General features: G+C 68.0%; 23 protein-coding genes. 11 read left to right on the top strand and 12 right to left on the bottom strand.

Annotated elements, in window-relative coordinates; all coding sequences use genetic code 11:
* Window positions 1-52 precede the first annotated feature (52 nt).
* Genes TW83_RS05100 through TW83_RS05065 form a run of 8 tightly spaced genes read left to right on the top strand, consistent with a single transcriptional unit; the run spans window position 53 to window position 10,422 of the window.
* Entirely contained in the window at window positions 53-1,576 is a 1,524-nt protein-coding gene (locus TW83_RS05100) for a M81 family metallopeptidase (protein WP_343251965.1), read from the top strand.
* 42 nt (window positions 1,577-1,618) lie between these two features.
* Window positions 1,619-3,184: an ABC transporter substrate-binding protein gene (locus TW83_RS05095; RefSeq protein ID WP_045981693.1), complete on the top strand. Its 1,566-nt coding sequence runs from the start codon at window positions 1,619-1,621 to the stop codon at window positions 3,182-3,184.
* A gap of 54 nt (window positions 3,185-3,238) precedes the next feature.
* Window positions 3,239-4,180 (top strand): ABC transporter permease, encoded by a 942-nt coding sequence (locus TW83_RS05090; RefSeq protein WP_045981692.1) that lies wholly within the window; start codon window positions 3,239-3,241, stop codon window positions 4,178-4,180.
* Window positions 4,180-5,055, top strand: coding sequence for an ABC transporter permease (locus TW83_RS05085; protein ID WP_045981691.1), 876 nt, complete (start codon window positions 4,180-4,182; stop codon window positions 5,053-5,055). Before TW83_RS05090 ends, TW83_RS05085 begins: the two co-directional genes overlap by 1 nt.
* Window positions 5,055-6,728, top strand: coding sequence for an ABC transporter ATP-binding protein (locus TW83_RS05080; RefSeq protein ID WP_045981690.1), 1,674 nt, complete (start codon window positions 5,055-5,057; stop codon window positions 6,726-6,728). The genes TW83_RS05085 and TW83_RS05080 overlap by 1 nt, the downstream gene beginning before the upstream one ends.
* Complete coding sequence (locus TW83_RS05075) at window positions 6,712-7,881, top strand: M20 aminoacylase family protein (RefSeq protein ID WP_045981689.1); 1,170 nt, start codon at window positions 6,712-6,714, stop codon at window positions 7,879-7,881. The genes TW83_RS05080 and TW83_RS05075 overlap by 17 nt, the downstream gene beginning before the upstream one ends.
* Entirely contained in the window at window positions 7,878-9,008 is a 1,131-nt protein-coding gene (locus tag TW83_RS05070) for a M20/M25/M40 family metallo-hydrolase (protein ID WP_045981688.1), read from the top strand. Before TW83_RS05075 ends, TW83_RS05070 begins: the two co-directional genes overlap by 4 nt.
* A 7-nt stretch (window positions 9,009-9,015) precedes the next feature.
* On the top strand, window positions 9,016-10,422 hold the full coding sequence (locus tag TW83_RS05065; protein ID WP_045981687.1) for an amidase: 1,407 nt from the start codon (window positions 9,016-9,018) through the stop codon (window positions 10,420-10,422).
* Here TW83_RS05065 and TW83_RS05060 read toward each other — a convergent pair.
* Window positions 10,419-11,366 (bottom strand): NAD(P)-dependent oxidoreductase, encoded by a 948-nt coding sequence (locus TW83_RS05060; protein WP_255352771.1) that lies wholly within the window; start codon window positions 11,364-11,366, stop codon window positions 10,419-10,421. The two genes, TW83_RS05065 and TW83_RS05060, sit on opposite strands and share 4 nt — an antisense overlap.
* 44 nt (window positions 11,367-11,410) lie before the next feature.
* On the opposite strand from TW83_RS05060, the gene TW83_RS05055 reads away from it, so the two are divergent.
* Window positions 11,411-12,868 (top strand): aldehyde dehydrogenase family protein, encoded by a 1,458-nt coding sequence (locus TW83_RS05055; protein WP_045981685.1) that lies wholly within the window; start codon window positions 11,411-11,413, stop codon window positions 12,866-12,868.
* Window positions 12,869-12,900: 32 nt separating this feature from the next.
* Here the strand turns inward: TW83_RS05055 and TW83_RS05050 are convergent, their stop codons facing one another.
* The 3 genes from TW83_RS05050 to TW83_RS05040 all read right to left on the bottom strand — a co-directional run bounded on the left by TW83_RS05050 (window position 12,901) and on the right by TW83_RS05040 (window position 16,284).
* Window positions 12,901-13,473: a L,D-transpeptidase gene (locus TW83_RS05050; RefSeq protein ID WP_045981684.1), complete on the bottom strand. Its 573-nt coding sequence runs from the start codon at window positions 13,471-13,473 to the stop codon at window positions 12,901-12,903.
* 130 nt (window positions 13,474-13,603) lie between these two features.
* Window positions 13,604-15,829, bottom strand: coding sequence for an ATP-binding protein (locus TW83_RS05045; RefSeq protein WP_052714637.1), 2,226 nt, complete (start codon window positions 15,827-15,829; stop codon window positions 13,604-13,606).
* Window positions 15,826-16,284, bottom strand: coding sequence for a molybdopterin-dependent oxidoreductase (locus TW83_RS05040; protein ID WP_045981683.1), 459 nt, complete (start codon window positions 16,282-16,284; stop codon window positions 15,826-15,828). The genes TW83_RS05045 and TW83_RS05040 overlap by 4 nt, the downstream gene beginning before the upstream one ends.
* A 159-nt stretch (window positions 16,285-16,443) precedes the next feature.
* Between TW83_RS05040 and TW83_RS05035 the strand changes: the two genes are divergently transcribed.
* Window positions 16,444-17,106 (top strand): GntR family transcriptional regulator, encoded by a 663-nt coding sequence (locus TW83_RS05035; RefSeq protein ID WP_045981682.1) that lies wholly within the window; start codon window positions 16,444-16,446, stop codon window positions 17,104-17,106.
* A gap of 13 nt (window positions 17,107-17,119) precedes the next feature.
* The gene (locus tag TW83_RS05030; RefSeq protein ID WP_045981681.1) at window positions 17,120-18,052 is read left to right on the top strand and encodes a sugar kinase; all 933 of its coding nucleotides are present in this window, start codon (window positions 17,120-17,122) and stop codon (window positions 18,050-18,052) included.
* On the opposite strand, the gene TW83_RS05025 is transcribed toward TW83_RS05030, so the two are convergent.
* The 8 genes from TW83_RS05025 to TW83_RS04990 all read right to left on the bottom strand — a co-directional run bounded on the left by TW83_RS05025 (window position 18,053) and on the right by TW83_RS04990 (window position 25,702).
* On the bottom strand, window positions 18,053-19,528 hold the full coding sequence (locus TW83_RS05025; RefSeq protein WP_204245719.1) for an altronate dehydratase family protein: 1,476 nt from the start codon (window positions 19,526-19,528) through the stop codon (window positions 18,053-18,055).
* Window positions 19,521-20,945, bottom strand: a complete 1,425-nt coding sequence (locus tag TW83_RS05020) for a mannitol dehydrogenase family protein (RefSeq protein ID WP_045981679.1) — start codon at window positions 20,943-20,945, stop codon at window positions 19,521-19,523. Before TW83_RS05020 ends, TW83_RS05025 begins: the two co-directional genes overlap by 8 nt.
* On the bottom strand, window positions 20,923-21,663 hold the full coding sequence (gene kduD, locus TW83_RS05015; protein WP_045981678.1) for a 2-dehydro-3-deoxy-D-gluconate 5-dehydrogenase KduD: 741 nt from the start codon (window positions 21,661-21,663) through the stop codon (window positions 20,923-20,925). The genes TW83_RS05020 and kduD overlap by 23 nt, the downstream gene beginning before the upstream one ends.
* Window positions 21,660-22,484 (bottom strand): 5-dehydro-4-deoxy-D-glucuronate isomerase, encoded by an 825-nt coding sequence (gene kduI, locus TW83_RS05010; RefSeq protein ID WP_045981677.1) that lies wholly within the window; start codon window positions 22,482-22,484, stop codon window positions 21,660-21,662. The genes kduD and kduI overlap by 4 nt, the downstream gene beginning before the upstream one ends.
* 11 nt (window positions 22,485-22,495) lie before the next feature.
* Window positions 22,496-22,777, bottom strand: a complete 282-nt coding sequence (locus tag TW83_RS05005) for a cupin domain-containing protein (protein WP_045981676.1) — start codon at window positions 22,775-22,777, stop codon at window positions 22,496-22,498.
* A gap of 13 nt (window positions 22,778-22,790) precedes the next feature.
* Entirely contained in the window at window positions 22,791-24,071 is a 1,281-nt protein-coding gene (locus TW83_RS05000; protein WP_045981675.1) for a TRAP transporter large permease, read from the bottom strand.
* 4 nt (window positions 24,072-24,075) lie between these two features.
* A complete protein-coding gene (locus tag TW83_RS04995) occupies window positions 24,076-24,669 on the bottom strand; it encodes a TRAP transporter small permease (RefSeq protein WP_239441287.1) in 594 nt (197 codons plus the stop codon).
* Between the two features lie 67 nt (window positions 24,670-24,736).
* Entirely contained in the window at window positions 24,737-25,702 is a 966-nt protein-coding gene (locus tag TW83_RS04990) for a TRAP transporter substrate-binding protein (RefSeq protein WP_127899390.1), read from the bottom strand.
* Between the last annotated feature and the right edge of the window lie 7 nt (window positions 25,703-25,709).

Genomic DNA, 25,709 nt, shown 5'->3' with positions numbered 1-25,709 from the left:
TTTTGGGTTAATACACTCGTAATACAATGCAACTGTATCGGATGACAATACATTGCTGACCCAGACGATTCCTGCCCGTCCTTTGCGAATTGCCCTTGCGGGCTTCGTTCATGAAAGCAATTCCTTTGCCCCAAGCCCCGCCGACATGGCGGCCTTTGAACAGGGCGGCGGCTATCTGCCGCTGTGCCGCGGGGCGCAGATCATCGAGTGTGCACGGGACGTGAACCTGCCGATCGCCGGTGTCATCGCGCATGGCGAAAAGCAGGGCTGGCAGATGGTGCCTGTCGTCTGGGCGGGCGCGGTCCCATCCGCGCCGGTGACCGCCGATTGCTACGCCGCCCTGACCGAGGAGATCGTCCAGGGCCTGCGCGATGCGGGGCCACTGGACAGCGTCTTTCTGGACCTGCACGGCGCGATGGTGGCCGATGGGGCGCCGGACGGCGAAGGCCTGCTGTTGGAGCGGGTGCGCCAGGCCGTCGGGCCGAATACGCCTGTCGTCGCGGCGCTGGACCTGCACGGCAACATCACGGCGCGGATGGTGGACAATGCCAACCTGATGGTGGGGTTCCGCACCTATCCGCATGTCGACATGGCCCTGACCGGGCATCGTGCGGCGCAGCAACTGGACCGCCTGATGAGCGGCGCGCCCAACGCCAAGGCGTTCCGGCAGCTGGATTTTCTGATCCCGATCGCCTGGCAGGCGACCGATGCACAGCCCGCAGCCGGGCTTTATGACCGGGTTGCCGCCTGCGACGGTCAGGGCTGTGCGTCGCTGTTCATGGGGTTTCCCGCGGCCGATTTCGCCGACTGCCGCCCCTCGGTCATCGCCTATGCCCAGACGCAGGCACAGGCCGATGCGATGGCCGACGGCCTGGCACAGGCCCTGCGCGAGGCCGAACCCGCGTTCCGCGGCGAATGCCATAGCGCCGCGGGCGGGGTGGCAGAGGCGATGCGCCGCGCAACAGATCGGCCGGTGATCCTGGTCGACACGCAGGACAATCCCGGCGCAGGCGGCAATTCCGACACGACCGGCATGCTGCGCGCCCTGGTCGAGGCCGATGCCCGGGACGCGGCCATCGGCCTGATCATCGATCCGGAGGCGGCGGCGGCGGCCCATGCCGCGGGGGTGGGTGCGACCATCGATCTGGCCCTGGGCGGTCGGTCCGGCATTCCGGGCGATGCGCCATTTCAGGGCCGGTTCACGGTGGACGCTCTGTCCGACGGGGCCTGCCATGCCACGGGCCCGTTCTATGGCGGCGCGCATCTGGCGCTTGGGCCGTCGGCCTGCCTCAGCATCGGTGGCGTGCGGGTCGCCGTCGCGTCGGAAAAGGCGCAGATGGCGGATCGTCAGATGTTCCGCTTCCTTGGGATCGTCCCCGAGGAGCAGGCCATCCTGGTCGTGAAAAGCTCGAACCATTTCCGTGCCGATTTCGCCCCCATCGCGGCGGCGATCCTGACCTGCGCCGCGCCCGGACCCATGCCCGTCAGCCCGGCCAGCCTGCCCTTTCGCAACCTGGCCCCCGGCATCCGGCTGGAGCCGGGCGGCGCACCCTTCACACCCCCCGCGCAAGGCTGACGCCAAGATCACCCCGCGGACCCGTTCAACAGAGAGGACACCATGCTCAAGAAATTGACTGCCACGTTTCTGGCCTCGACCATGCTGACAGGCGCGGCCTGGGCCGAGACCACCGTCAAGGCCGTGATGCATTCCGGCCTGCGCGTGCTGGACCCCGTGATCACCACCGCCCACATCACGCGCAACCACGCCTACATGATCTATGACGTGCTGATCGCGCAGGATTCCGAATTCCAGCCGCAGCCGCAGATGGCCGACTGGACCATTTCGGACGATCAGCTGACCTATACCTTCACGCTGCGCGACGGGCTGACCTTCCATGACGGCGCGCCGGTGACGGCGGCCGATGCCGTGGCCTCGCTGCAGCGGTGGGGGCAGAAGGATGCGGGCGGACAGGTCATCATGGACCGCACCGCCAGCCTTGAGGCGACCGACGACAAGACGATCACCTGGACGCTGACCGAGCCCTTCGTGCCGATGCTGGACGTGCTGTCCAAGCAGTCCGCCCTGCCCCCCTTCATCATGCCCGCCCGCGTGGCCCAGACCTCGGCCGACGAGGCGATCACCGAATACGTGGGCTCGGGGCCGTTCCGCTTTGTCGAGGCGGAGTTCCAGCCGGGGCTGATGGTCGTCTATGAGAAGTTCGACGAATACGTGCCGCGCGACGAACCCGCCGACTGGATGGCCGGCGGCAAGGTCGTCAATGTCGACCGCGTCGAATGGGTCAACATGCCCGACGTCCAGACCGCCGTGAACGCGCTGTCGGGCGGAGAGATCGACTATATCGAGGCGATGCAGGTCGACCTGATCCCGCTGCTGGAGGGTGATCCGAACATCGTCGTCGAAACGCGCGAGCCGACCGGCATGCAGACGATGACGCGGATGAACTTCCTGCACCCGCCTTTCGACAACGTCCAAGTCCGCCAGGCGGCCATCAAGGCGATCACCCAGGAACCGGTCCTGGCCGCGATGGTCGGCAACCCCGAATATTATTCGGTCTGCGGCGCCATCCTGGGCTGCGGCACGCCACTGGAGAACGCCACCGGCACCGAAACCCTGACCCAGGGCGGCGGCGCCGAGGAGGCGCGGGCGCTGCTGGAACAGGCGGGCTATGACGGCACGCCGGTCGTATTGATGGCGCCCACCGACATGGTGGCGCTGGCCACCCAGCCCGTCGTCGTGTCGCAGATGCTGCGCGAGGCCGGGTTCCAGGTCGAGCTGCAGCCGATGGACTGGCAGACGCTAGTCACGCGCCGCGCCAGCCAGGCGGCCCCGGCCGAGGGGGGCTGGAACGTGTTCATCACAAACTGGATGGTGCCGGAGATCTCGAACCCGATCTCAAACCCGATGCTGAACGGACGCGGCGACGACGCCTGGTTCGGCTGGCCCACCGACGAGACCATCGAGGGTCTCAAGGAGGAATTCATCGACGCCCCCGACGCCGCAGCCCAAGCCGCGGTTGCCGAGAAGATCCAGGCCCACGCCCTGGAGAACGGCCTGCTGATCCCTCTGGGTCAGTACACCCTGCCGCAGGCCCGCCGCACCACGATCACCGAGATGATCAACTCGCCCGTGCCGGTCTTCTGGGGCCTGCAGAAGTCCGAGTGATCGAAAGCAGGGGGCGGTTCCGCCGCCCCCCACCCACCTGATCGGAGAAACCTGATGCTGGGGTACATCCTGCGGCGCATTCTGGCCGTCATTCCGGTGATGCTGCTGGTCGCCGTCTTCGTCTTCCTGCTGCTGCGCCTGACGCCGGGCGACCCGGCCGCGATCATCGCGGGCGACATGGCGACCCCCGCCCAGCTGGAGCGCATCCGCGAGGCGATGGGCCTGAACGACCCGCTGCACATCCAGTTCGTGACCTGGGTCGGACAGCTGCTGCGGGGCGATCTGGGCGTGTCGCTGATCTCGAACACGCCGGTGGCCACGATGGTCGCCGACCGCATCGCGCCGACCCTGTCCATCGCGGTGCTGACCATCGTGATGTCGGTCGCGATCGCCGTGCCGATGGGCGTGCTAGCCGCGTGGAAGCATCGCAGCATGGCCGATTACGCGGTGATGACCTTCTCGGTCCTGGGGTTTTCGGTGCCGGTCTTCGTGATCGGATACCTGTTCATCCTGGTCTTCTCGCTGCAGCTGGGCTGGTTTCCGGTTCAAGGATACACGCCCCTGTCGTCGGGCCTGGGCGGGTTTCTGTCGAATGCCTTCCTGCCCGCGCTGACGCTGTCGACCATCTATGTCGCGCTGATCGCGCGCATGACGCGGGCCAACATGCTGGAGGTGCTGGGCGAGGACTATATCCGCACCGCCCGCGCCAAGGGGGCCCCGGAACGCACCGTCCTGTTCCGCCACGCGCTGAAGAACGCGGCCGTCCCGATCCTGACCGTGATCGGCACCGGCTTTGCCCTGCTGATCGGGGGCGTGGTGGTGACCGAGACAGTCTTCAACATCCCCGGCGTGGGCCGCCTGACGGTCGATGCGATCCTGGCGCGCGACTATCCGGTCATCCAGGCGATGATCCTGCTGACCAGCTTCCTCTATGTGCTGGTGAACCTGCTGATCGACCTCAGCTACAGCCTCTTTGACCCAAGGATCCGTTACTGATGGCACAGGTACCGCAACCGACCTCGGCGATGCAGCCGGTCCTGCGCGCGCTTCGCCTGCCGCATCTGGGCGCAGGCAGCAAGATCGCGGCGCTGGTGCTGGCCGTCATCGTCGTCCTGACGCTGCTGGCGGGCTGGATCGCGCCGCATGACCCGCTGGCGATGAACCCCATGGCCCGCCTGCAGGCCCCGATCGAGGGCCATCCCCTTGGCACCGACAATTTCGGCCGCGACATCTTCAGCCGCGTGCTGATCGGCGGACAGCTATCGCTGATCATCGGCATCGCCACGGCGGTGGTGTCGGTCCTGCTGGGTCTGATCATCGGCATGATCGCGGGCTTCTTCCGCACGGCGGACGCGATCATCATGCGGGCGATGGACGCGCTTATGGCGATCCCCTCGATCCTGCTGGCCATCGCGCTGGTGGCGCTGAACGGGCCGTCGGTCGGATCGGTCATCGCCGCGATCACCATCCCAGAGATCCCCCGCGTCGTGCGCCTGGTCCGCGCCGTGGTCCTCTCCGCGCGCGAGGAGCCCTATGTCGAGGCCGCGATCGCGCTTGGCACGCCGATGCGCAAGATCCTGGTGCGCCACCTGGTGCCGAACACCACCGCGCCCCTGATCGTGCAGGGCACCTATATCCTGGCCAGCGCCATCCTGACCGAGGCGATCCTGTCCTTCCTGGGCGCAGGCGTCAGCACCGAGACCCCCACCTGGGGCAACATCATGGCCGAGGGTCGGCTGTTCTTCCGCATCAAGCCGGAGCTGATCCTCTATCCCGGCATCGCGCTGTCGCTGTGCATCCTGTCGATCAACCTTCTGGGCGACGCGGCACGCGACATGCTGGACCCGCGGCTGAAGAAAAGGGCAGGCTGATGCAGTTCAAGACACGCAACTTCGACGCGGCCGACGTGGTGCTTGAGGCCCGCGACCTGACCGTGACCTTGCCCGAGACGCCGGGAAACCCCGCGGTCCTGAAGGGCATCGACGTGACCATCCGCGCGGGCGAGACCGTCTGCCTGGTGGGCGAATCCGGGTCGGGGAAATCCGTCACCTCGCTAGCGATCATGGGGCTGCTGCCCGACGCGCTGCGCGTCGCGGGGGGCACGATCCAGTTGCAGGGCCGCGACCTGTTGCCTCTGACACAGGCGCAGATGCGCGACCTGCGCGCGGCCCGCGTCGCGATGATCTTCCAGGAGCCCATGACCGCACTGAACCCGGTCCTGCGCGTGGGGGACCAAATCATGGAGGTGATGGAGCTGCACACCGACCTGCCCGCAGCGGAGCGCTGCCGTCGTGCGGTGGCGATCATGGAGCAGGTCCATCTGCCCGATGTCGAACGCATCTTCCGCAGCTATCCGCATCAGCTGTCGGGCGGCCAGCGCCAGCGGATCATGATCGCGATGGCCCTGGTGCTGGAACCCGTCCTGCTGATCGCGGACGAACCCACGACCGCGCTGGACGTGACCACGCAAAAGCAGATCCTGGCGCTTATCGACGAATTGCAGCGCGACCATGGCACGGCGGTGCTGTTCATCACCCATGACATGGGCGTCGTCGCGGAAATTGCCGACACCGTCTATGTCATGAAGCAGGGAGAGATCGTCGAACATGGCGCGGTCGAGACGCTGCTGCGCAGCCCGCAGGCGGACTATACCCGCAAGCTGCTGAAAGCCGTGCCCAGCCTGTCGCCCCGCGAGGCCCGGCCCCAGGCGGCGGATGCCGTCCTGCGGGTCGAGCGGCTGAACAAGATCTATGGCGGCGGCGGCATCCTGCGGAAGCTTCCGCAAGCGCATGCCGCCCGCGACGTGACCTTCGCCCTGTCGCGCGGTCGCACCCTGGGGATCGTCGGCGAGAGCGGGTCCGGCAAGTCCACCGTCGCGCGCTGCATCATGCGGCTGATCGACCCCAGTTCGGGGCGCATCCTGCTGGACGATGCCGACATCGCGAACCTTTCGCGCGGCGCGTTGCGCCCGCACCGCCAGAAGCTGCAGGTGGTGTTCCAGGACCCGATGCGGTCGCTGAACCCCCGCTGGACCATCGGCGAGAGCCTGATCGAGGGGCCATTGAACTATGGCACCAGCCGTACGGACGCGATGGCCGAGGCCGCGCGCCTGATGGGCGTCGTGGGCCTGCCCGCCGACGCGCTGGCCCGCTATCCGCACCAGTTCTCGGGCGGGCAGCGGCAGCGCATCGCGATCGCCCGCGCGGTGATGATGCGCCCTGACGTGCTGGTCGCGGACGAGGCCGTGTCGGCGCTGGACGTGTCGGTGCAGGCGCAGGTGCTGGACCTTCTGGACCAGCTGCAGCGCGACCTGGGCATCGCCATCGTCTTCATCACCCACGATCTGCGCGTCGCCGCCCAGATCTGCGACGAGGTGATTGTCATGCAGCGCGGCGCCGTCGTGGAACACGGCCCCGCGGGCGAGGTGCTGGCCGCGCCCGCCCATCCCTATACACGCGCCCTGATCGAGGCCGCCCCCGGCCGGTCATGGGACTTCCAGAACTTCCGTGCCATGCCAGAGGTGAGACATGCCGAACCTGCCTGAGATCGACGCCGCCGTCCCGGAACTGACCGAGATCTTCCGCGACCTGCACGCGCACCCGGAGATCGGCATGGAGGAGGTCCGCACCAGCGCGGTCGTCGCGGCCAAGCTGCGCGAATGGGGCGTGGACGAGGTCCACGAGGGCGTGGGCCGGACCGGCGTCGTGGGCATCCTGCATGGTCGGGGTCAGGGCAACCGCCGCATCGGCCTGCGCGCCGACATGGACGCGCTGCCGATCCACGAGGCGACGGGGCTGCCCCATGCCTCGACCCAGGCCGGCAAGATGCATGCCTGCGGCCATGACGGGCACACGACGATGCTGTTGGGGGCCGCGCAGTATCTAGCGCGGACGCGCAATTTCGACGGCACCGCGGTCCTGATCTTCCAGCCCGCCGAGGAGGGTCTGGGCGGCGCCCGCGCCATGATCGCGGACGGGCTGTTCCAGCGGTTCCCGGTCGACGAGGTCTATGGCATGCACAACCAGCCGACCGGCCAGCCGGGCCGCGCGACGCTGTGCAAGGGGCCGGCCATGGCGGGGGCGTCCTTCTTCGACATCACCGTAACGGGCAAGGGCAGCCATGCCGCCATGCCGCAGCAGTCGCGCGACGCGCTGGTCGCGGCATCTGGGCTGGTCGGGCAGTTCCAGACGATCCTGGGCCGCAACGTCGCGCCGCTGGATCAGGCGGTTCTGTCGGTCACCCAGATCCATGCGGGCAGCGCCTACAACGTGGTGCCCGAAACCGCGACCCTGGCCGGCACGATCCGCTTCTTCCGCCCCGAGGTCCGCGACCTGATGCAGGCGCGGATGCGCGCCATCTGCGAGGGTGCCGCGCAGGCCTTCGATCTGCGGATCACCTGCGAGTTCCGCGAGATCTTCGACGTGCTGGTGAACGATGCCGACCTGTCGGACGCCTGGACCCAAGCCGCCGCCGACGTGCTGGGCGCAGACAATGTGCGCGACGATTCCCAGCCCTTCACCGGGTCTGAGGATTTCGCCGACATGCTGCAGCAGGTCCCCGGCGCCTATGGCAACGTGGGCCATGCGGGCACTGTGCCCCTGCACAATCCGGGCTTCGTGCTGGACGAGGGCATCCTGCCCGTCGGCGCGTCGATCTATGCGCGGCTGATCGAACGCCGCCTGCCGGTGGCGGCATGAGCGCGTTGGATCTGCCCTTCGACGCGGAGGAAATGCTGACGGGCCTGCGCCCCTGGATCGAATGCGAAAGCCCAACCTGGGACGCGGGCGCCGTCAGCCGGATGATGGACCTGGCCGCGCGCGACCTGTCCGCGATCGGCGCCACGGTCGAGACAGTGCCGGGCACCAAGGGCTTCGGCACCTCGATCCGCGTCACCTTTCCGCATGCCGACCAGGGCAAGCCGGGCATCCTGGTGTCGGGGCACATGGACACGGTTCATCCCGTCGGCACGCTGGAGAAGCTGCCCTTCCGCGTCCAGGACGGCAAGGCCTGGGGGCCGGGCATCATGGACATGAAGGGCGGCAACTACGTCTTCCTGGAGGCGATGCGCCAGATCGCACGGGCCGGGCTGACCACGCCTTTGCCGGTCACGTTTCTCTTCACCCCCGACGAGGAAGTCGGCACCCCCGCCACCCGCGGCCTGATCGAGGATGCCGCCCGCGGCCAGCGCGCCGTGCTGCTGCCCGAACCCGCGCTGCCCGACGGGGGCGCGGTGATCGGGCGATACGCCATCGCGCGGTTCGACCTGCTGACCCATGGCCGGCCCAGCCATGCGGGCTGGGCGCTGAAGGACGGCCGGTCCGCCATCGCCGCCATGGCCCGCCGCATCCTGGAGGTCGAGGCGATGACGACCGAGGACTGCACATTCTCGGTGGGCGTCATCCATGCCGGGCAATGGGTGAACTGCGTGGCCTCGGAATGCCGGGCCGAGGTCCTGTCCATGGCCAAGACCCAAGACGATCTGGACCGCGGCGTCGCGGCCGTGCTGGCGCTGCAGGGCGAACGGGACGGGGTCGAATTCACCGTCACCCGCGGCGTCACCCGCCCTGTCTGGGAGCCGCAGCCGGGCACGATGGCGCTGTATGACCTGGCGCGCGACCTGTCGGCGCAGATCGGGTTCGACCTGTCGTCGGACCGGTCGGGCGGCGGGTCGGACGGCAACTTCACCGGCGCGATGGGCGTGCCCACGCTGGACAGCATCGGCGTGCGCGGCCGCGGCCTGCATACGCCGGACGAACATATCGAGATCGACAGCCTGCCCGAGCGTGCGCGCCTGGCCGCGGGCCTGCTGACCCGGATCATCTGAGGACCCCATGACCGCATTTGCCGACCTGACCGCCGCCGCGATGACCGCGGGCTTTGCCGACCGCAGCCTGTCCCCGATGGAGGTGACCCGCGCCGTCCTGGAGCGCATCGACGCCAGCGAGCCGGTGCTGAACGCGATGTGGACCGTCGATCACGACCTGGCGCTGGAGGCCGCCCGCGCGTCCGAGGAGCGCTGGCGGCGCGGCGCGCCGTTGACGGTGAACGGCGTGTCGCTGGACGGCGTGCCCATCACCATCAAGGAGAATATTGCCACCCGCGGCGTGGCGATGCCCCTGGGCACCGCCGTCAGCGACATGACGCCGCGCACCGAGGACGCTCCCCCCGCCGCCCGCATGCGCGAGGCGGGGGCAGTCTTTCTGGGTCGCACGACCATGCCCGATTTCGGGATGCTGTCCTCGGGTTTGTCCAGCTTTCACCGGCTGGCGCGCAATCCATGGAACACCGCCATGAACCCCGGCGGTTCCAGCGCGGGGGCGGGAGCGGCAGGGGCTGCGGGCTATGGGCCGATCCACTTGGGGACCGATATCGGCGGATCGATCCGGCTGCCCGCCGCGTGGTGCGGGCTGGTGGGGCTGAAGCCCAGCTTGGGGCGCGTGCCGATCGACCCGCCCTTCATGGGGCGCGCGGCGGGGCCGATGACGCGGACCGTCACCGATGCCGCGATGGCCATGGCGGTGCTGTCCCAGCCCGACGGGCGCGACCACATGTCCCTGCCGCCCGCGACGATCGACTGGATGGACCTGGACCGCGACCTGAAGGGGCTGCGCGTCGGCCTGCTAATGGACGCCGGCTGCGGCATGGCGGTCGACCCGCAGGTCAGCGACGCCGTGACCGCCGCGGCGGCCCTGTTCGAACAGGCTGGTGCCGTCATCCGGCCCATCGATCCGTGGATGACTCCCGACCTGCTGCAGGGCCTGGATGATTTCTGGCGCACGCGGGCCGGGCTGGACGTGCTGGCGCTGTCGCCCGAACAGCGGGCCCGTATCCTGCCGCTGGTGCGGGAATGGGCAGAATCGGGTCTGGGCCGGTCCGGAGAGGACGTCTGGCGCAGCTATGGCGCCACGGTCGAGATCCGTCGTCGTACCACGCAGGCCATGGCTGATCTGGACCTGATCCTGTCGCCCATCTCTCCGAATGTCAGCTTTCCGGCGGATTGGGCCTATCCCGCCGACAACGACGTGACGCGCGCGATGCAGCATATCGGCTTTACCGCGCCCTTCAACATCGGCGAACAACCGGCGATCAGCGTGCTCTGCGGCCATGACCGGAACGGCGTGCCCATCGGGTTGCAGATCGCAGGTCGCCGGTTCGACGACCTGGGCGTGCTGCGCGCCGCGCGGGCGTGGGAACGGATCGCCCCGCCCGCACGCCCCTGGCCCGTGGTCACGGGCTAGTCGTGCGAGGGCTTGTCCTGCGGAAAAAACAGGGCCGCGGCTTCCGACAGATAGCTGTCGGCGAAACCGCCTTGGGCCAGCCCGTCCAGGGCTGCCCCGACGCCGTCTGCCGCGTCATGCGCGGCGCCCACGTCCCGCGACAGCTGCCGGTAATAGGACAGGTCCTTGGCCGCATTCGCGACCGAAAAGCGCATCCCCGACGTGTCCCCCGAGAGCAGGAAGGGCGCGATCCGGTCCAGCGCGGCACCGTGCCCGCCGCCCTTGGACAGCACGTCGACAAAGGTCGCGTCACGGATGCCCGCCTGCCGCGCACAGGCCGCGGCCTCGCTGATCAGGGTCGCGCAGCCGATCGAGACGAAGTTGTGCAGCAGCTTCAGCGTATGGCCCGCCCCGACGTCGCCCGCGTGAAAGATGTTCTCGGCGAACGTGCCCAGCAGGGGGCGCATGCGGTTGAACAGATCACCGTCCGCGCCCACCAGCAGGTTCAGGCGGCCTTCCTCGGCCTCCTTCGGGGTGCGGGTCATGGCTGCGTCCATGAATTCCCCGCCCGCCTCGCGCGTCAGCCCCGCCAGGCGCAGGGTCGATGCCGGGATCGCGGTCGAACAGTCGACGATCACGGTTCCCGGACGGATCGCGGCCAGCAGACCGCCCGCGCCCAGCAGCACCTCTTCGACCTGGGGGGTGCCGGACAGGCACAGGATGACCGCGCGGCATTCCGCCAGGGCCTCCAGCCTGTCGACGCGGCGCGCACCAAGCGCCGTCAGGTCACCGACCGGCTGGTTGCCGGGATGATCCAGAAACAGCAGCGGCCACCCCTTGGCCGCAATGTTTCGCGCGATGCCGTGGCCCATCAGACCCACGCCCACCATGCCGACCGTCATCTTGTCCATCGTCTCCTCCTGTCCTGCCGGGGGGCCAGCTTGGGCGCTGGCCGTCCGGGCCACAAGGTGACCGGACGCAATTTTTCCACCGACCACAGGACCGCAGCATGATCATCGACGATCTGACCCGCATCGACACCAGCCTGATCTTCGTGGATGGCCACTGGACCCGCCCCCAAGGCGGCGCCCTGCCGGTCGAGGATCCGTCGACCGGCGATGCCAACGGGGTGATCGGTCGCGGCACCCCGGCCGATGTCGATGCCGCCATCGCCGCCGCCCGCGCCGCCCTGGACGGCCACTGGGGGGCGCTGACCGCCACCGACCGCGGGCGCATCCTGACGCGGATGTCCGCCCTGGTCCTGGACCGGGCCGAGGATCTTGCGATGATCGAGACGCTGGACGTGGGCAAGCCGCTGGACCAGTCGCGCCGCGATTCGGTGGCCCTGGCCCGCTATCTGGAATTCTACGGCGGTGCGGCGGACAAGCTGATGGGCAGCACGATTCCCTATCAGCAGGGCTATACCGCCTATACCCTGCGCGAGCCGCATGGCGTCTGCGGGATCATCATCCCATGGAACTATCCCATGCAGATCCTGGGCCGGGCCGTCGCGGCGGCGCTTGCCGCGGGCAATGCCGTGGTGCTGAAGCCGGCCGAGGATGCGTCGCTCTCGGCCCTGGTCTTTGCGCAGATCGCCCATCAGGCGGGTCTGCCCCCCGGCGCGTTGAACGTCGTGACCGGCCTGGGGGCCGAGGTGGGCGCGGCACTGTCCGCACATCCGGGCGTGCATCATCTGTCCTTCACCGGCTCGGTCGGGACCGGAGCCGGCATTCAGCGCGCGGCGGCGGCCAACGCCGTGCCCGTAACGCTGGAACTGGGGGGCAAGTCGCCCCAGATCGTCTTTGACGATGCTGACCTGGACCGGGCGATCCCGGTTCTGGTCGGGGCCTGCATGCAGAATGCCGGGCAGACCTGTTCGGCCGCGTCGCGCGTCCTGGTGCAGGCCGGTGTCTATGACGAGGTGCGTCGCCGCATGTCCGACATCTTCAACGGGCTTGTGGCCGGACCGGCGCCCGACAGCCACGACCTGGGTCCGCTGGTGTCGGCGCGCCAGAGGCGACTGGTGCAGGATTTCATCGATCTTGGCACCCGCGAACTGACCTTGGCGGCTCAGGGGCGCCTGCATCCTGACGCGGCGGCCGGCGGCCATTTCGTGCGACCCACGCTGTTTGCGGACGTACCCCCCGATCACACCTTAGCGCAGCAGGAGATCTTTGGTCCGGTGCAGGTCATGATGCCCTTTGCCGACGAGGCAGAGGCCCTTCGCATCGCCAACGGCACCGATTACGGACTGGTCGCCGGCATCTGGACCCGCGACGGGGCGCGACAGCTGCGCCTGGCGGGCCGGCTGAACTGCGGCCAGGTCTTCATCAACAACTATGGCGCGGGGGGCGGGGTCGAGCTGCCCTTCGGCGGCATCGGCAAGTCGGGGCATGGTCGCGAAAAGGGGTTCGAGGCGCTGTACGGCTTCACCCGCACCAAGACCATCGCGATCCACCACGGTTGAAAGGCAGGGCGCCATGCGCCCCGCCCTGGCGATCAGAACACCGTCACCTGTGTGCCGATCTCTGCGACCGCATACAGCTTTTCGACATGCTCGTTATACAGGCCATAGCAGCCCGACGACGACCGCCGCCCGATCTTGCGCGTGTCATGGGTGCCGTGGACCAGATAGGCCGGCCAGCCCAGGTACAGGCCGAACTTGCCCAACGGGTTTTCGGGCGCGCCCCCCTCGACCCGCTGCGGCAGGGTCGGATCCTTGACGCGCATGCTGGGGGTGGGCGTCCAGGGCGGGTTAGCGACCTTGCGCACGATCTCGGTCTGGCCGCGGCGGGTCAGTTCGTCTGTCATCGGGATCGCGCAGGGAAAAACGAAATGCACGCTTTCGTCACCCGACCAGAAATGCACCGCGCGCGAGGTCACGTCGGCCAGCAGAACCCCCTTGCCCAAGGACGGATAGAAATCCTGCCAATGCCGCGCGCGGAACGACGACTGGTTGCGCTGCGGTCCCGGGTTTTCCTGGCCATAGGCCATGGCGGGGATCAGGACGCCCGTCGCCGCAAGACCCTGAAGGAAGGTTCTTCGGTCGCCGAAGGGACGATTCGTGGACATGCTGCTGCCTCGTGCTTGTGTTGGGCTTTTCAGCGACAATAGCCCCGCGCGTGCCTTCCCCCAAGCCCCCGTCGCAAGGTTGGCGGCCCACCCCGGAGATTCTGCAACAGATGCAAGGTAACGCGGCCGATCACGCCTGCGGCAATGGTCCCGCGGGACGCACCGCCTGCAACAGCGCATTGAGCGCCTCCCGGCTTAGCGGCTTGACCAGCGACCGGTCCATTCCGGCCTGACGAAAGCTTGCCAGATCCTCTGGCATGGCATGGGCCGTCAGGGCCACGATGGGGCAGTCGCGGTTGGGGCCGTCACCGGCACGAATGCGCCGGGCCGCGTCGATGCCGTTCATGCGGGGCATGCTGATATCCATCAGGATCAGGTCGAACCGGCGCTGTTGGGCGGCGGCGACGCCGGCAAGGCCATCCTCGGCCTCGGTCACCTCGCATCCTTGGCGGCGCAGCATCTCGCGGGCGACCAGACGGTTGATGGCATTGTCCTCGACCATCAGAATGCTGAGGCCGGGACAGTCTGGACTGGCCACCGCCTGCTGGGGCACCGTGTCGGGCGCAACGGGCGCAGGCTCCAGGGGCAGCGTGATCCGGAACGCGGTCCCCCTGCCCGGCTGGCTTGAGACCGTGATCTTTCCGCCCATGGCATCGACCAGGCCCTTGACGATGCTGAGACCAAGTCCCGTCCCCTCTACCTTGCGGTCGAAGGTCGAACCCAACGTGACGAACGCATCGAAGATCCTGTCCAGATCGCCTGCGGGGATGCCAATACCCGTATCGGTCACGCGCAACGTGACGTGTCCCGGTGGCCCCGACGTATCGACCAGCACGGTGATATGTCCGTTCTCGGTGAACTTGATGGCGTTGCCGACCAGGTTCACGACGATCTGTTCCAGCCGCGCCGCATCGCCCAGGACCGGCGCCATATCGTCGCCGGAATATACCGCCATCAATTGGTTGCCCGCCGCCTGTGCCTGCGTCTGCAGACCCAGGATCGCCGAATCGACCAAGCTGCGCAGGTCGACCGGGTTCCGGGCCAGAACCAACTGACCGCTGCGCGCTCGCGAGGTGTCCAGCACATCGTTGACATGGCCCAGCAGCATGCGGCCGGAATGCTCCATCGCGGCGACGTACTGGCGCTGGCGGTCGTCCAGTTCGGTCAGGCTCAGCAGGTCCAGCAAGCCCAGAATGCCGTTCAGGGGGGTCCGCATCTCATGGCTCATCACGGCGATCATGCGCGTCTTGGCCTGTTCGCCCGCGACGGCGCGGTCACGGGCCTCGATCAGTTCGGCCTCCTCGGCCGCGCGTCGGGACACGTCGCGCACGAAGGCGACCACCAGCGGTCCGTCCTCTCCTCGGGCGACCGACATGGACAGTTCGACGGGGATGATCCGGCCCGACTTGTGCCGGGCGGCGGTCTGCATGATATCGGGCCCGCCGGCGCGCGGGCGGGTGGTGCCGTCACGGACCCGGGCCAGAACCTCGCGCACCTTGGCACGCCGGTCGTGCGGGGTCAGCAGGTCGACGACGTCCGCGCCCACGGCCTCGGCCCGGTCATATCCGTAGATGCGCTGTGCTGCGGCGTTGAAACCCAGGATCCGCCCATCGGGGCGCGCCACCAGGATTGCGTCGATCGACGCCTCGAACAGCGAATTCAGGCGATTGCTGACCGCGGCGATGCGGCGGTTTCGTTCGCCCGCGCTGCGCACCATCGCGGCCAGGACCACGACGCTGCCCGCCAGCACCATGAACAACGGAACGACCAGCAGCGACAGGGTCGTCAATGCGCGGGCCACGCCTTCGCGGCGCAGCGCGGATTTCTCGGCGAACAGCCGCACCCCCTCCAGCGACACCTGCCTGACCAAGGGCACGGCCGCGTCGACGATGGGCATGATCCGGGGCAGACCCGCGATCAGTCCCGCGTCATCGCCGTCGATCACCGGCACGGCGGCGTCCAGCCCGGACTGGATCGCCATCAGCGCGGTCGAGATGCCGGGTTCCGCGCGCAGGTGGTCATAGGTCCGCCCCTGCTGCAGCGTCTGGATGCGCGAATAGAAGATGTCGAACCGCTGCCGCAGATCTTGCGCCTGATCCGCGCCGGCACCGGGCGCGGCCAGCAGCAGCGCGGCACGCTGCAGGGCCAGAACCTCGACCTCGGACTGGGCCAGGAACCATTGGGTGTTGTCCGTGGCGGCGGTCCCCATCTCGTCGATCTGACGGCGCGCATCGACCTGCAGCAGCCAGACGACCAGCCCCAGGGCCAGGATCACGCAACCGAAGAAGGCGGGCATCATCCTGACCGCCCGCGCGATGCGCGGGGGATGCAGGTCGGTGCCCACCGCGTTGATCACCTCACGGCCTCGATCCGGACCAGCTGCCAGATGCTGCGGGCATAGGTCACTTCGGACTGCAGCGCAGGATCGGAGTCATAGGGATAGATGACCCAGAGTGGCCCCTTGTCGCGCACGGACATCGCCTGCCCGTCCTGCTGGAACGCGACGATGGGATAATCCGCCGTCACCTCGTCCACGGGAATCTGTACCGCGTAATCGTTGATCGCCACGGCCGAGACCGTGCCCTCATCGATGCCTGCATCGGTCAGGATCGTCTGCAGCGGGACCCCGGTGAAGGTCGGCTGCCCCTCCGTCCAGATGGTCGAGGTGGCAAAGCTAACCGGCCCAAACGCCTGAAGCGCCGCCTGATCATAGGTCTGCGTGCCGTCCAGACCGACGACGGTCAGCAACGGATCGTCGGCCAGCGCCGGACCCGCCAGCGCAAGCAAAAGGGAAAGGGCTGCGATCTTCATGAAACTGCCGTCGACAGGGTTGGTCGGGGTTGCGGTGTCGCGTCATCTTGACGTCCGCTGCGCCATTCTGGCAGCGAATCCTTTCTAAAATGCTATCGACCGACCGATGCTCTTTACTGGTATGGAAGTATGGTATAAATTTGCCGAAAAGGGCCTGACATGATTCCGATCCGCGCTACCACGACCGCCCAGCAGGTCCATGACTGGTTGTACCGCTGCGTCCTGCGCGGCGACCTGCTGCCGGGCACGCGCCTGTCGGAGACCGAGATCGCGGCCCAGGTCAACCTGTCGCGCCAACCCGTGCGCGAGGCCTTCATCCGGCTTGCCGCCGATGGGTTGGCCGAAGTGCTGCCCCAACGGGGCACCTATATCGGGCGCATCTCGATGCGGGCGGTGCTGTCGGCGCGCTTCATCCGCGAGGCGGTGGAAAGCGACCTGGCCCGCCATGTGGCCGCCACCCGCCCCGACCTGACCGCGATGGCCGCCGAACTGACCGTGCAGGAAAGGTGCGATATCGAAGGCGACGTGCCGGGGTTCATCGAATCGGACGACCGGTTCCACCGGGCCATGGCCCTGGCGGCGGATCAGGGCGCCGTCTGGCAGGATCTGGAACGGCTCAAGGCCCAGATGAACCGCCTGCGGCACCTGTCGATGCGCGTCTTCGACCGCAGCCAGACCATCGCCCAGCACCGTGCCGTCCTGACCGCGCTGCAGGCCGGCGACGCCGATGGCGCCGAAGATGCCATCCGCACGCATCTGCGCCAGATGCTGACCGAACTGCCGCAGATGGCCGCGGCGCATCCCGACTATTTCACCGACTGAAAGGTCCCGAAGCATGCCGCAAGCCGACCCTATCCGCATCCTGTCCATCGGCGAGGCCATGGTCGAGATGTCACGCGCCCCCGATCCGGACCTGTGGCGGATGGGCTTTGCCGGCGACACGCTGAACACGGCCTGGTATCTGCGCCGCCTGTTGGACGACGCCTGGCAGGTCGACTATCTGACGCGGGTCGGCACGGGCGACTTTTCGACCCGGATGGTCGAGTTCCTGCGGGCCGAAGGGCTGGGCACCGCCCATGTCAGCCGTCAGCCCGATGCCGAGATCGGCCTCTATGCGATCAGCCTGACGAACGGGGAACGCAGCTTCTCCTACTGGCGCGACACGTCCGCGGCGCGGCGGCTGGCCGACGACCCGACCCTGCTGCACGCCGCCCTTCAGGGCTGCGCAATGGCCTATCTGTCGGGGATCACGCTGGCGATCCTGCCCCCGCAGGGACGCATCGGCCTGATGCAGGCGCTGGACCGGGCGCGGCAGGCCGGCACCACGGTCGTCTTCGACACCAACCTGCGGCCGCGCCTTTGGGCCGACGCGGACACCATGCGTGCGGTCACGCAGGACGCCGCCGGCCGCGCGGATCTGGTCCTGCCCAGCTTCGACGACGAGGCCGCGCTGTTCGGCGATGCCGATCCGCAGGCGACGCTGGACCGCTATCTGGCCCTGGGCGCGGGCCAGGTGGTGGTCAAGAATGGCGGTGGGCCGATCCGGTTCGGCGGGCGCGATGGTGCGGGCCACATCGACGATCTCAGCGTCGAGACCCCGGTCGACAGCACCGCCGCGGGCGACAGCTTCAATGCGGGCTATCTGGCGGCACGGCTGACGGGGGCCGATTGCGCCGGTGCCATCCGGGCCGGGCACGCGCTTGGGCGACAGGTGATCCGCCATCCGGGCGCGTTGATCCGGCAGGCGGTCGAGGACGCGCGGCGCTGACTACAGCACCGCGCCGATCTGCCAGGGCAGAAACTCGTGGTCGCCCAGGCCTAGGGCCTCGCTTCGTGTGACCTGGCCCGAGGCGGTGCGCAGGATCAGATCGACGATCTGGCGGCCCTTGTCGTCAAGGCTGACACCGGACAGCACGTCGCCGCAGTTCAAATCCATGTCGTCGCGCATTGCGGCGAACAGCGCATCATTCGTCGCCAGCTTGAGGGTGGGCGCGGGTTTCGACCCGAAGGCCGATCCGCGCCCGGTGGTGAACACGATCAGCTGGGCCCCCCCGGCGATCTGACCCGTGGCCGAGACCGGGTCGTAACCCGGCGTGTCCATGAAGTTCAGGCCCTGCGCGGTGATGGGTTCGGCATAATCCAGGACAGCGTTCAGCGGCGTGGCGCCCGCCTTGGCCACCGCGCCCAGGGATTTCTCAAGGATCGTCGTCAGCCCGCCCGCCTTGTTTCCGGGGCTGGGATTGTTGTCCAGCGAGGCACCGTTCATCGCGGCATACCCCTCCCACCAGCGCAGGCGTGCCAGCAGACGGTCGGCCAACGCGGGGTCGGCGGTGCGGTCCAGCAGCAGGCGTTCTGCGCCGTGGATCTCGGGCGTCTCGGACAGCACGACCGATGCGCCTTGCGCGGCCAGGATATCGCAGGCCACCCCAAGTGCGGGGTTGGCCGTGATGCCCGAAAATCCGTCCGACCCGCCGCATTGCAGCCCGATCCGCAGGGCCGATGCCGGGGCGGGTGCGCGCGTCACCGCATTGACCTGCGGCAGCATCTGGCGGACACGGGCCTTGATGGCGTCGATGGTCGCGCGGGTGCCACCGTTGTCCTGGATCGTCAGCCCGTGAAACCGCGCGGCCTGTCCCAACTCCTGTTTCATGCGGGCGATCTGCATCACCTCGCAGCCCAGCCCTACGAACAGTGCGGCCCCGACGTTCGGGTGCCCGGCATGCCCCGTCAGCACCCGCTGCAGCGCGATCCAGCCCGGTCCGCTGTCGGCCATCCCGCAGCCCGATCCATGGGCAAAGGCCACCACCCCGTCAACATTCGGATAATCGGCCAGCGCGCCCTCGGCCTGCAATTCGTCGGCGGCGCGGCGGATGACCGTCGCCGAACAGTTGACCGTCGCCACCAGCGCCACGAAGTTGCGCGTGCCGACCTGTCCGCCGTCGCGGTGATAGCCCTGAAACTGCAACTCCGGCCCGCGATGCCGGTCAAGAGCCGCCCGCGCGGCCGCAAGCCCGGCGCCGGGGGTCTGGTCGCGGTCGTGATCGCCAAAGGCCAGGTTGTGGCTGTGAACGTGATCGCCCGCGACGATGTCGCAGGTGGCATAGCCGATGACCTGCCCGTACTTCACCACCGCCGCCCCCCGCGGGATGTCCGCGCGGGCGATCTTGTGTCCGGCAGGCGCCACGCCGCGCGTGGTCAGGATGGCGACGGTGTCCGACGGGTTCAGGACCAGCGGTTCAGCCACTTGCGGCGACCCGCGCGCCATCACGCACCAGCCGGGTCAGCGCATCGGTCAGGTCCGCGCGGAACCCTGCATCGTCGCGCAGCACGGCGGGAAAGACCTGCGACAGGGCCAGGAACCCGTCGACCGTCGCCGCCGGATCGTCGCGCCACAGCGCGGCCATCTGCGGGGCCAGCGGGTCCTTGACCTCGATCGTCCCACCCGCCTCGTCGCGCCCCGAGGCATAGCGCATCCAGGCCGCCACGGCCAAGGTCAGCCCAGGTACGGGCCGCCCGGCGGCGCGGCCTTCGGCGATGGTGCCAAGGATGCGCTGCGGCAGTTTCTGGCTGCCGTCCATGGCGATCTGCCAGGTCCGGTGACGGATCGCCGGATTGGCATAGCGCGCCGCGAGCGCGTCGGCATAGGCCGCAAGGTCGGTGCCCGGCGGCGGCGTCAGCGCCGGGATGATCTCGGACCGCCACAGACGATCGACGAATTGCGCCATCACCGGGTCGGCCATCGTGTCGGCGATGGTCTGGTGCCCGGCCAGATAGCCCAGATAGGCCAGGCTGGAATGGGTGCCGTTCAGCATCCGCAGCTTCATGTGCTCGAACGGCGTCACGTCGTCGACCAGCTGCACGCCGACCGCGCCCAGGTCCGGGCGGCCGTTGCAGAACCGGTCCTCGACAACCCATTGGCGGAAGGGTTCGTGCATCACCGGGGCCTCGTCGCGCCGGTCCGTCAGGGTCTCGACCCGGTCCAGATCGGCGGGCGTGGTGGCCGGAACGATGCGGTCGACCATGGTCGAGGGGAAGGCCCCTTGCGCCTCGATCCAGGCGGCCAGATCGGGGTCGATCAGTCGCGCCAGGTCCAGCACGACGCCACGCACGATGTGGCCGTTTTCCGGCAGGTTGTCGCAGCACAGCACGGTGAAGGGCGGGATACCCGCCACGCGGCGCGCCTGCAGGGCCCGGACCAGAAAGCCCGGCGCCGATCTGGGCAGCGGATTGTTAAGATCGTGGCGGATGTCGGGGTGATCGGCATTCAGCCGCCCCGTGGAAGGCTCATGGCAATAGCCCTTTTCGGTGACGGTCAGGCTAACGATCCGCACCGCGGATGCGGTCATTGCGTCCAGCACGGCTTGGGGGTTTTCGGGCGCGACCAGAACGTCGCGCAGCACGGTGACGACCTGTGCGGTCTCTCCCTCCGGTCCCAGCTGCAGCGCGGTATAGGCCCAGCCCTGCGGGGCCAGCCGGTCGCACGTGCCGGGCGATTGCAACGACACGCCGATGATGCCCCAGTCGCCGCCAGAGGCCGCCATGGCCTGTTCGACATAGATGGCGCCATGCGCGCGAAAGAATGCGCCCAGGCCCAGATGAACGATGCCCGCGGGTGCGGAGGACGGGGTATGGTGCAACCTAGCGGGCAAGCCAGCCTCCATCGACGTTGAGGATCGCGCCGTTGACGTAATCGGACGCGGGCGCGGCCAGGAACACAGCGGTCTGAGCGATGTCCTCGGGGCGGCCCCACCGGCCGGCGGGGATGCGCTCCAGGATGGCGCGGCTGCGGTCGGGATCGGCGCGCAGCGCCTGCGTGTTGTTCGTCTCGATATAGCCCGGGGCGATGGCGTTGACGTTTAGCCCGCGCCCGGCCCATTCGTTAGCCATCAGCTTGGTCAGCCCCGCCACGCCATGTTTCGACGCGGTATAGGACGGTACCCGGATGCCGCCCTGAAAGGACAGCAACGACGCGATGTTGATGATCTTACCCCTTCCCCGTGGCAGGGCGGCGCGCGCAAAGGCTTGGCAGGTGAAGAACAGCGCCTTGGCATTCACGTCCATCACCGCGTCCCAATCGGCCTCGGTGAAATCGACCGCATCGTCGCGGCGGATGATGCCCGCATTGTTCACCAGGATATCGATGGGCTGGTCCGCGAACACGTCGCGCGCCGCCATCGGATCGGCGAAATCCAAGGTCAGCGACCGCCCCGCCTTGTCAGACACCTGGCTCATCATCGCCACCGTCTCGGCGCAGTCGCGCCGGCCGCTGGCGATCACGTCCGCCCCGGCCTGCGCCAAGGCCACGGCGATGGCCTGGCCGATGCCGGTATTGGCGCCGGTGACCAGCGCGGTGCGTCCCTCAAGGGAAAAGGGGTTCACCGCAGGTCCTCCGGCTGGATGAAGTCCATGTCGGTATAGTCGACATTGTCCCCCGCCATCGCCCAGATGAAGGTGTATTCGCCGATGCCCGCACCCGAATGGATCGACCAGGTCGGCGACAGCACCGCCTGTTCGTTGGCCACGAACAGGTGGCGCGTCTCTTGCGGTTCGCCCATCAGGTGCAGGACCCGCGATTCCGGCGCCATGCCGTGATAGAGGTATGCCTCCATCCGGCGGTCATGGACGTGGGCGGGAATGGTGTTCCAGACCGACCCTTCCTGCAACGAGGTATAGCCCAGCACCAGCTGGCAGCTTTCCATGACCAGCGGGTGGATGAACTGCTTGATGACGCGCTTGTTCGAGGTCGCGGTCGCGCCCATCTCGACCTTCTTGGCCTGATCGACGGTGATCAGCCGATGCGGCAGTGCGCGATGCGCAGGCGCCGAGGTGATGTAGAACCGCCCCCCGCCCGAAAACGTCACCGCCCCCGCGCCCATGCCCAGATACAGCACGTCGCCATTGGCCATGTCCCAGCCCTGCCCCGCGGCCTCCACCCGGCCCGGCCCGCCGATATTGACGATGCCCATCTCGCGGCGGTCCAGGAAGCTGGGCGTGCGGGTCTCGTCGATGGCGTCCAGGGTCAGGGGCGCCCCGTCCGGGACCGCGCCGCCAACCACGAAGCGGTCGTAATGCGTATAGGTCAGGCGGATCTGACCGGCGGCGAACAGACCCTCGACCAGGAAATGCTGCCGCAGCTTGGCGGTGTCCATGCCGCGGGCGTGGTCCGGGTGGATCGCGTGGCGGGTTTCGACATGCGTCATCAGGGGTCCTTTCACAGAAAATCGTCGCGGCGGGGGGTGAAGCTGTCGATCAGCACACCCTCCTCCAGGCACAGGCAGCCGTGTTCGGCGCCCGAGGGGATGATGAAGGCGTCGCCGGGCCCGACCTCGGACGGCTGGCCGTCGATGGTGAAGCGGTAGCGGCCCGACTGGACATAGGTCGACTGCACATGCGGATGACTGTGCAGCGCGCCCCGGTCGCCCGCCGCAAAGGCGAAGCGGACGACCATCAGGTCCGGCGCATGGGCCAGGACGGAGCGGACGGGATCGGTCATTGCGACACCTCCATCAGCGGAACACGGAGGGCAGCCACAGCGACAGCGCCGGGACATAGGTGACCAGCATCAGCGTGGCGAAGGCCGCGCCGTAGAACGGCCAGATCGTGCGCATCGCCTGCCAAATGCTGATGCGGCCCACCGCGCAGCCCACGAACAGCACCGCGCCGACGGGCGGCGTGCACAGGCCGATCCCCAGGTTCAGGATCATGATGACCCCGAAATGCACCGGATCGACGCCGAAGGCGGTGGCGACCGGCAGAAAGATCGGCGTGGTGATGACGATCAGCGGTGACATGTCCATGAACGTCCCCAGGATCAGAAGGACGATGTTGATCATCAGCAGGATCACGATGGGGTTGCTGGACACGCTCTGCAGGATCTCGACCAGCTGTGTCGGCACGCGCAGATAGGCCAGCAGCCAGCCGAAACAGGCCGCGCAACCGATCACCAGCAGCACCATGGCGGTGGTGCGCACAGCACCCTTGGTCGCCTCGACGAATTCGGACCAGGGCAGGCTGCGATAGACCAGGGCCGTCACCAGCAGCGCATAGACCACCGCCACGTTCGAGGATTCGGACGCCGTGAACCAGCCCGACCGCACGCCCCCGAAGATGATCGCGATCAGGATCAGGCCGGGCATGGCGGACACGAACAGCGCGCCCAGCATCCGCAGGCCCGGGAACGGCTCGGTCGGATAGCCCTTCCGGCGCGCGACCCACCAGGCGGTGACCATCAGCGATACCGCCAGCAGCAGGCCTGGAATGATGCCGGCGGTGAACAGGTCTGCGATGGACAGACGGCCCCCGGCGGCGATGGAGTAGATGATCATGTTGTGGCTGGGCGGGATCATCAGCGCGATGATGGAACTGACGACCGTGATGTTGACGGCATAGTCGACGTCGTATCCGCGCGCCTTCATCTGCGGGACCATCAGGCCGCCCACCGCGCTGGCGTCGGCCGCGGCCGACCCGGACACGCCGCCGAACATCAGCGAGGCTATGATGTTGACCTGGCCCAGCCCGCCGCGCATGTGCCCGACCATCGCACCGGCCAGCGCCACCAGGCGCCGGGCGATGTCGCCCCGCACCATCAGGTCGCCCGCGAAGATGAAGAACGGAATGGCGATCAGCGCAAAGACCGAAATGCCGCTGTTCAGGCGCTGGAACACCACCACCGGCGGCAGTCCCATATAGAGGACGGTCAGAAAGCTGGCCACGCCCAGGCAGAAGGCCACCGGCGTGCCGATCATCAGCAGCGTCACGAAGCTGCCGAACAGGATCCACAATTCCATGATCTCAGGTCCTTTCGCGGGGGCGCGCAGCCTTGCCGTCCAGAAGGTCATCGGCGCGCACCGCACCCGGCGCGCCGTCGACGACGCCGTCCGCGGCGTCGTCCATGTCACCAAAGCGCATCGTCTTCAGCCCCGCCGCGCGGCGCAGGATGCGTTCGATTGAAAACAGCATCAGCAGGATGCCGCCCCCGATCAGCGGCGCGAAATCCCACAGCCGCGAAATGCCGATGCCCGGCACCACGCCGCTGGCCGCGCGCGCCGCCAGTTGCCAGCCGAACCACGCCATGCCGAAGCCGAAGGCCGTCACGACCACATCGGACAGGCTGTGGAACCACGGCCGCCAGCTTTCCGGCACGACCATCAGGCCCACGTCGAACGACAGGTGATAGCCTTCCTTGACCCCCACGGCGGCGCCCAGGAAGATGAACCAGCCCATTAGCATGACGGCGGCCGGTTCGGCCCAGAACAGGCTGGACCCCATCACGTAACGGAAGAACACCTGCGCAAAGACAAAGGCGGTCATCAGGACCAGCCCGATTCCCGCCAGCCACAAGGCCGCCTGCGCGACCGCGCCGGTCAGCGTGGCAAATCTGATCATCCCCTCGCGCATCGCGCATCCCCCGGAAAAGAAAGGGCCGCCCGCGAGGTCCGCGGGCGGCGTGATGTCACTGGGTCGCGCGGATGCGTTCGACCAGGTCCTTGTTCTCGGGGGTGGTCACGTACTTGTCGTAGACGGGCACCATCGCCTCGATGAACGGGGTCTTGTCGATCTCGGTGATGACCTCGGCACCGGCGGCGGTCACCTTGTCCAGCGATTCCTGTTCCTGCGCCGCCCACAGCTCGCGCTGCAGGGTCGAGGAATTCTGCGCGGCCTCGCGCAGGATCGCCTGATCTTCGGGGGTCAGCTTGTCCCAGCTGGTCTTGGACATCGCGACCAGTTCGGGAACGATCAGGTGCTCGTCCAAGGTGAAATACTTGGCGACCTCGGCGTGGCCCGAGCTGTCATAGCTGGGAAAGTTGTTCTCGGCCCCGTCGATCACGCCGGTCTGGATGCTGGAATAGACCTCTCCATAGGGCATCGGCGTGGCGTTGGCGCCAAGCGCATCCATCATGTCGACGAACACGTCGTTCTGCATGACGCGGAACTTCATCCCCTCGAGGTCGGCGATCGACTGGATCGGCCGCTGCGAGTTGTAGAAGCTGCGCGCGCCGCCGTCGTACCAGGCCAGCGCCACCAGGTCGCGCTCCTCGAACGCGGCGGCGATCTCCTCGCCGATGGGACCGTCCAGGACCGCGTGGCTGTGTTCGACGGACGTGAACAGATAGGGCAGCGACATGATCTGGGTGACCGGCACGATGTCGTTGAACGACCCGAAGCTGGCGCGGACCATGTCGATGACGCCGAACTGGGTCTGCTCGATCGTGTCCTTCTCCTCGCCCAGCTGGGACGACGGGAACACCTCGATGCAGATGCGGCCGTCGGTCTTCTCGCGGACCTCCTCGGCCATGGCCTTGACGCCCTCGACCGTCGGATAGCCGTCGGGATGGGTATCGGACGACCGCAGCGTGATCTCGCAGGCGGTGGCGAAGCTGGCCGAGGCCAGCAGGCCCGCCAGGGTTGTCATCAGCAGTTTCATG

It is taken from the genome of Paracoccus sp. S4493 (assembly GCF_000967735.1).
Lineage (GTDB): Bacteria > Pseudomonadota > Alphaproteobacteria > Rhodobacterales > Rhodobacteraceae > Paracoccus > Paracoccus marcusii.
This window is presented reverse-complemented; position numbering and strand designations above follow the sequence as displayed.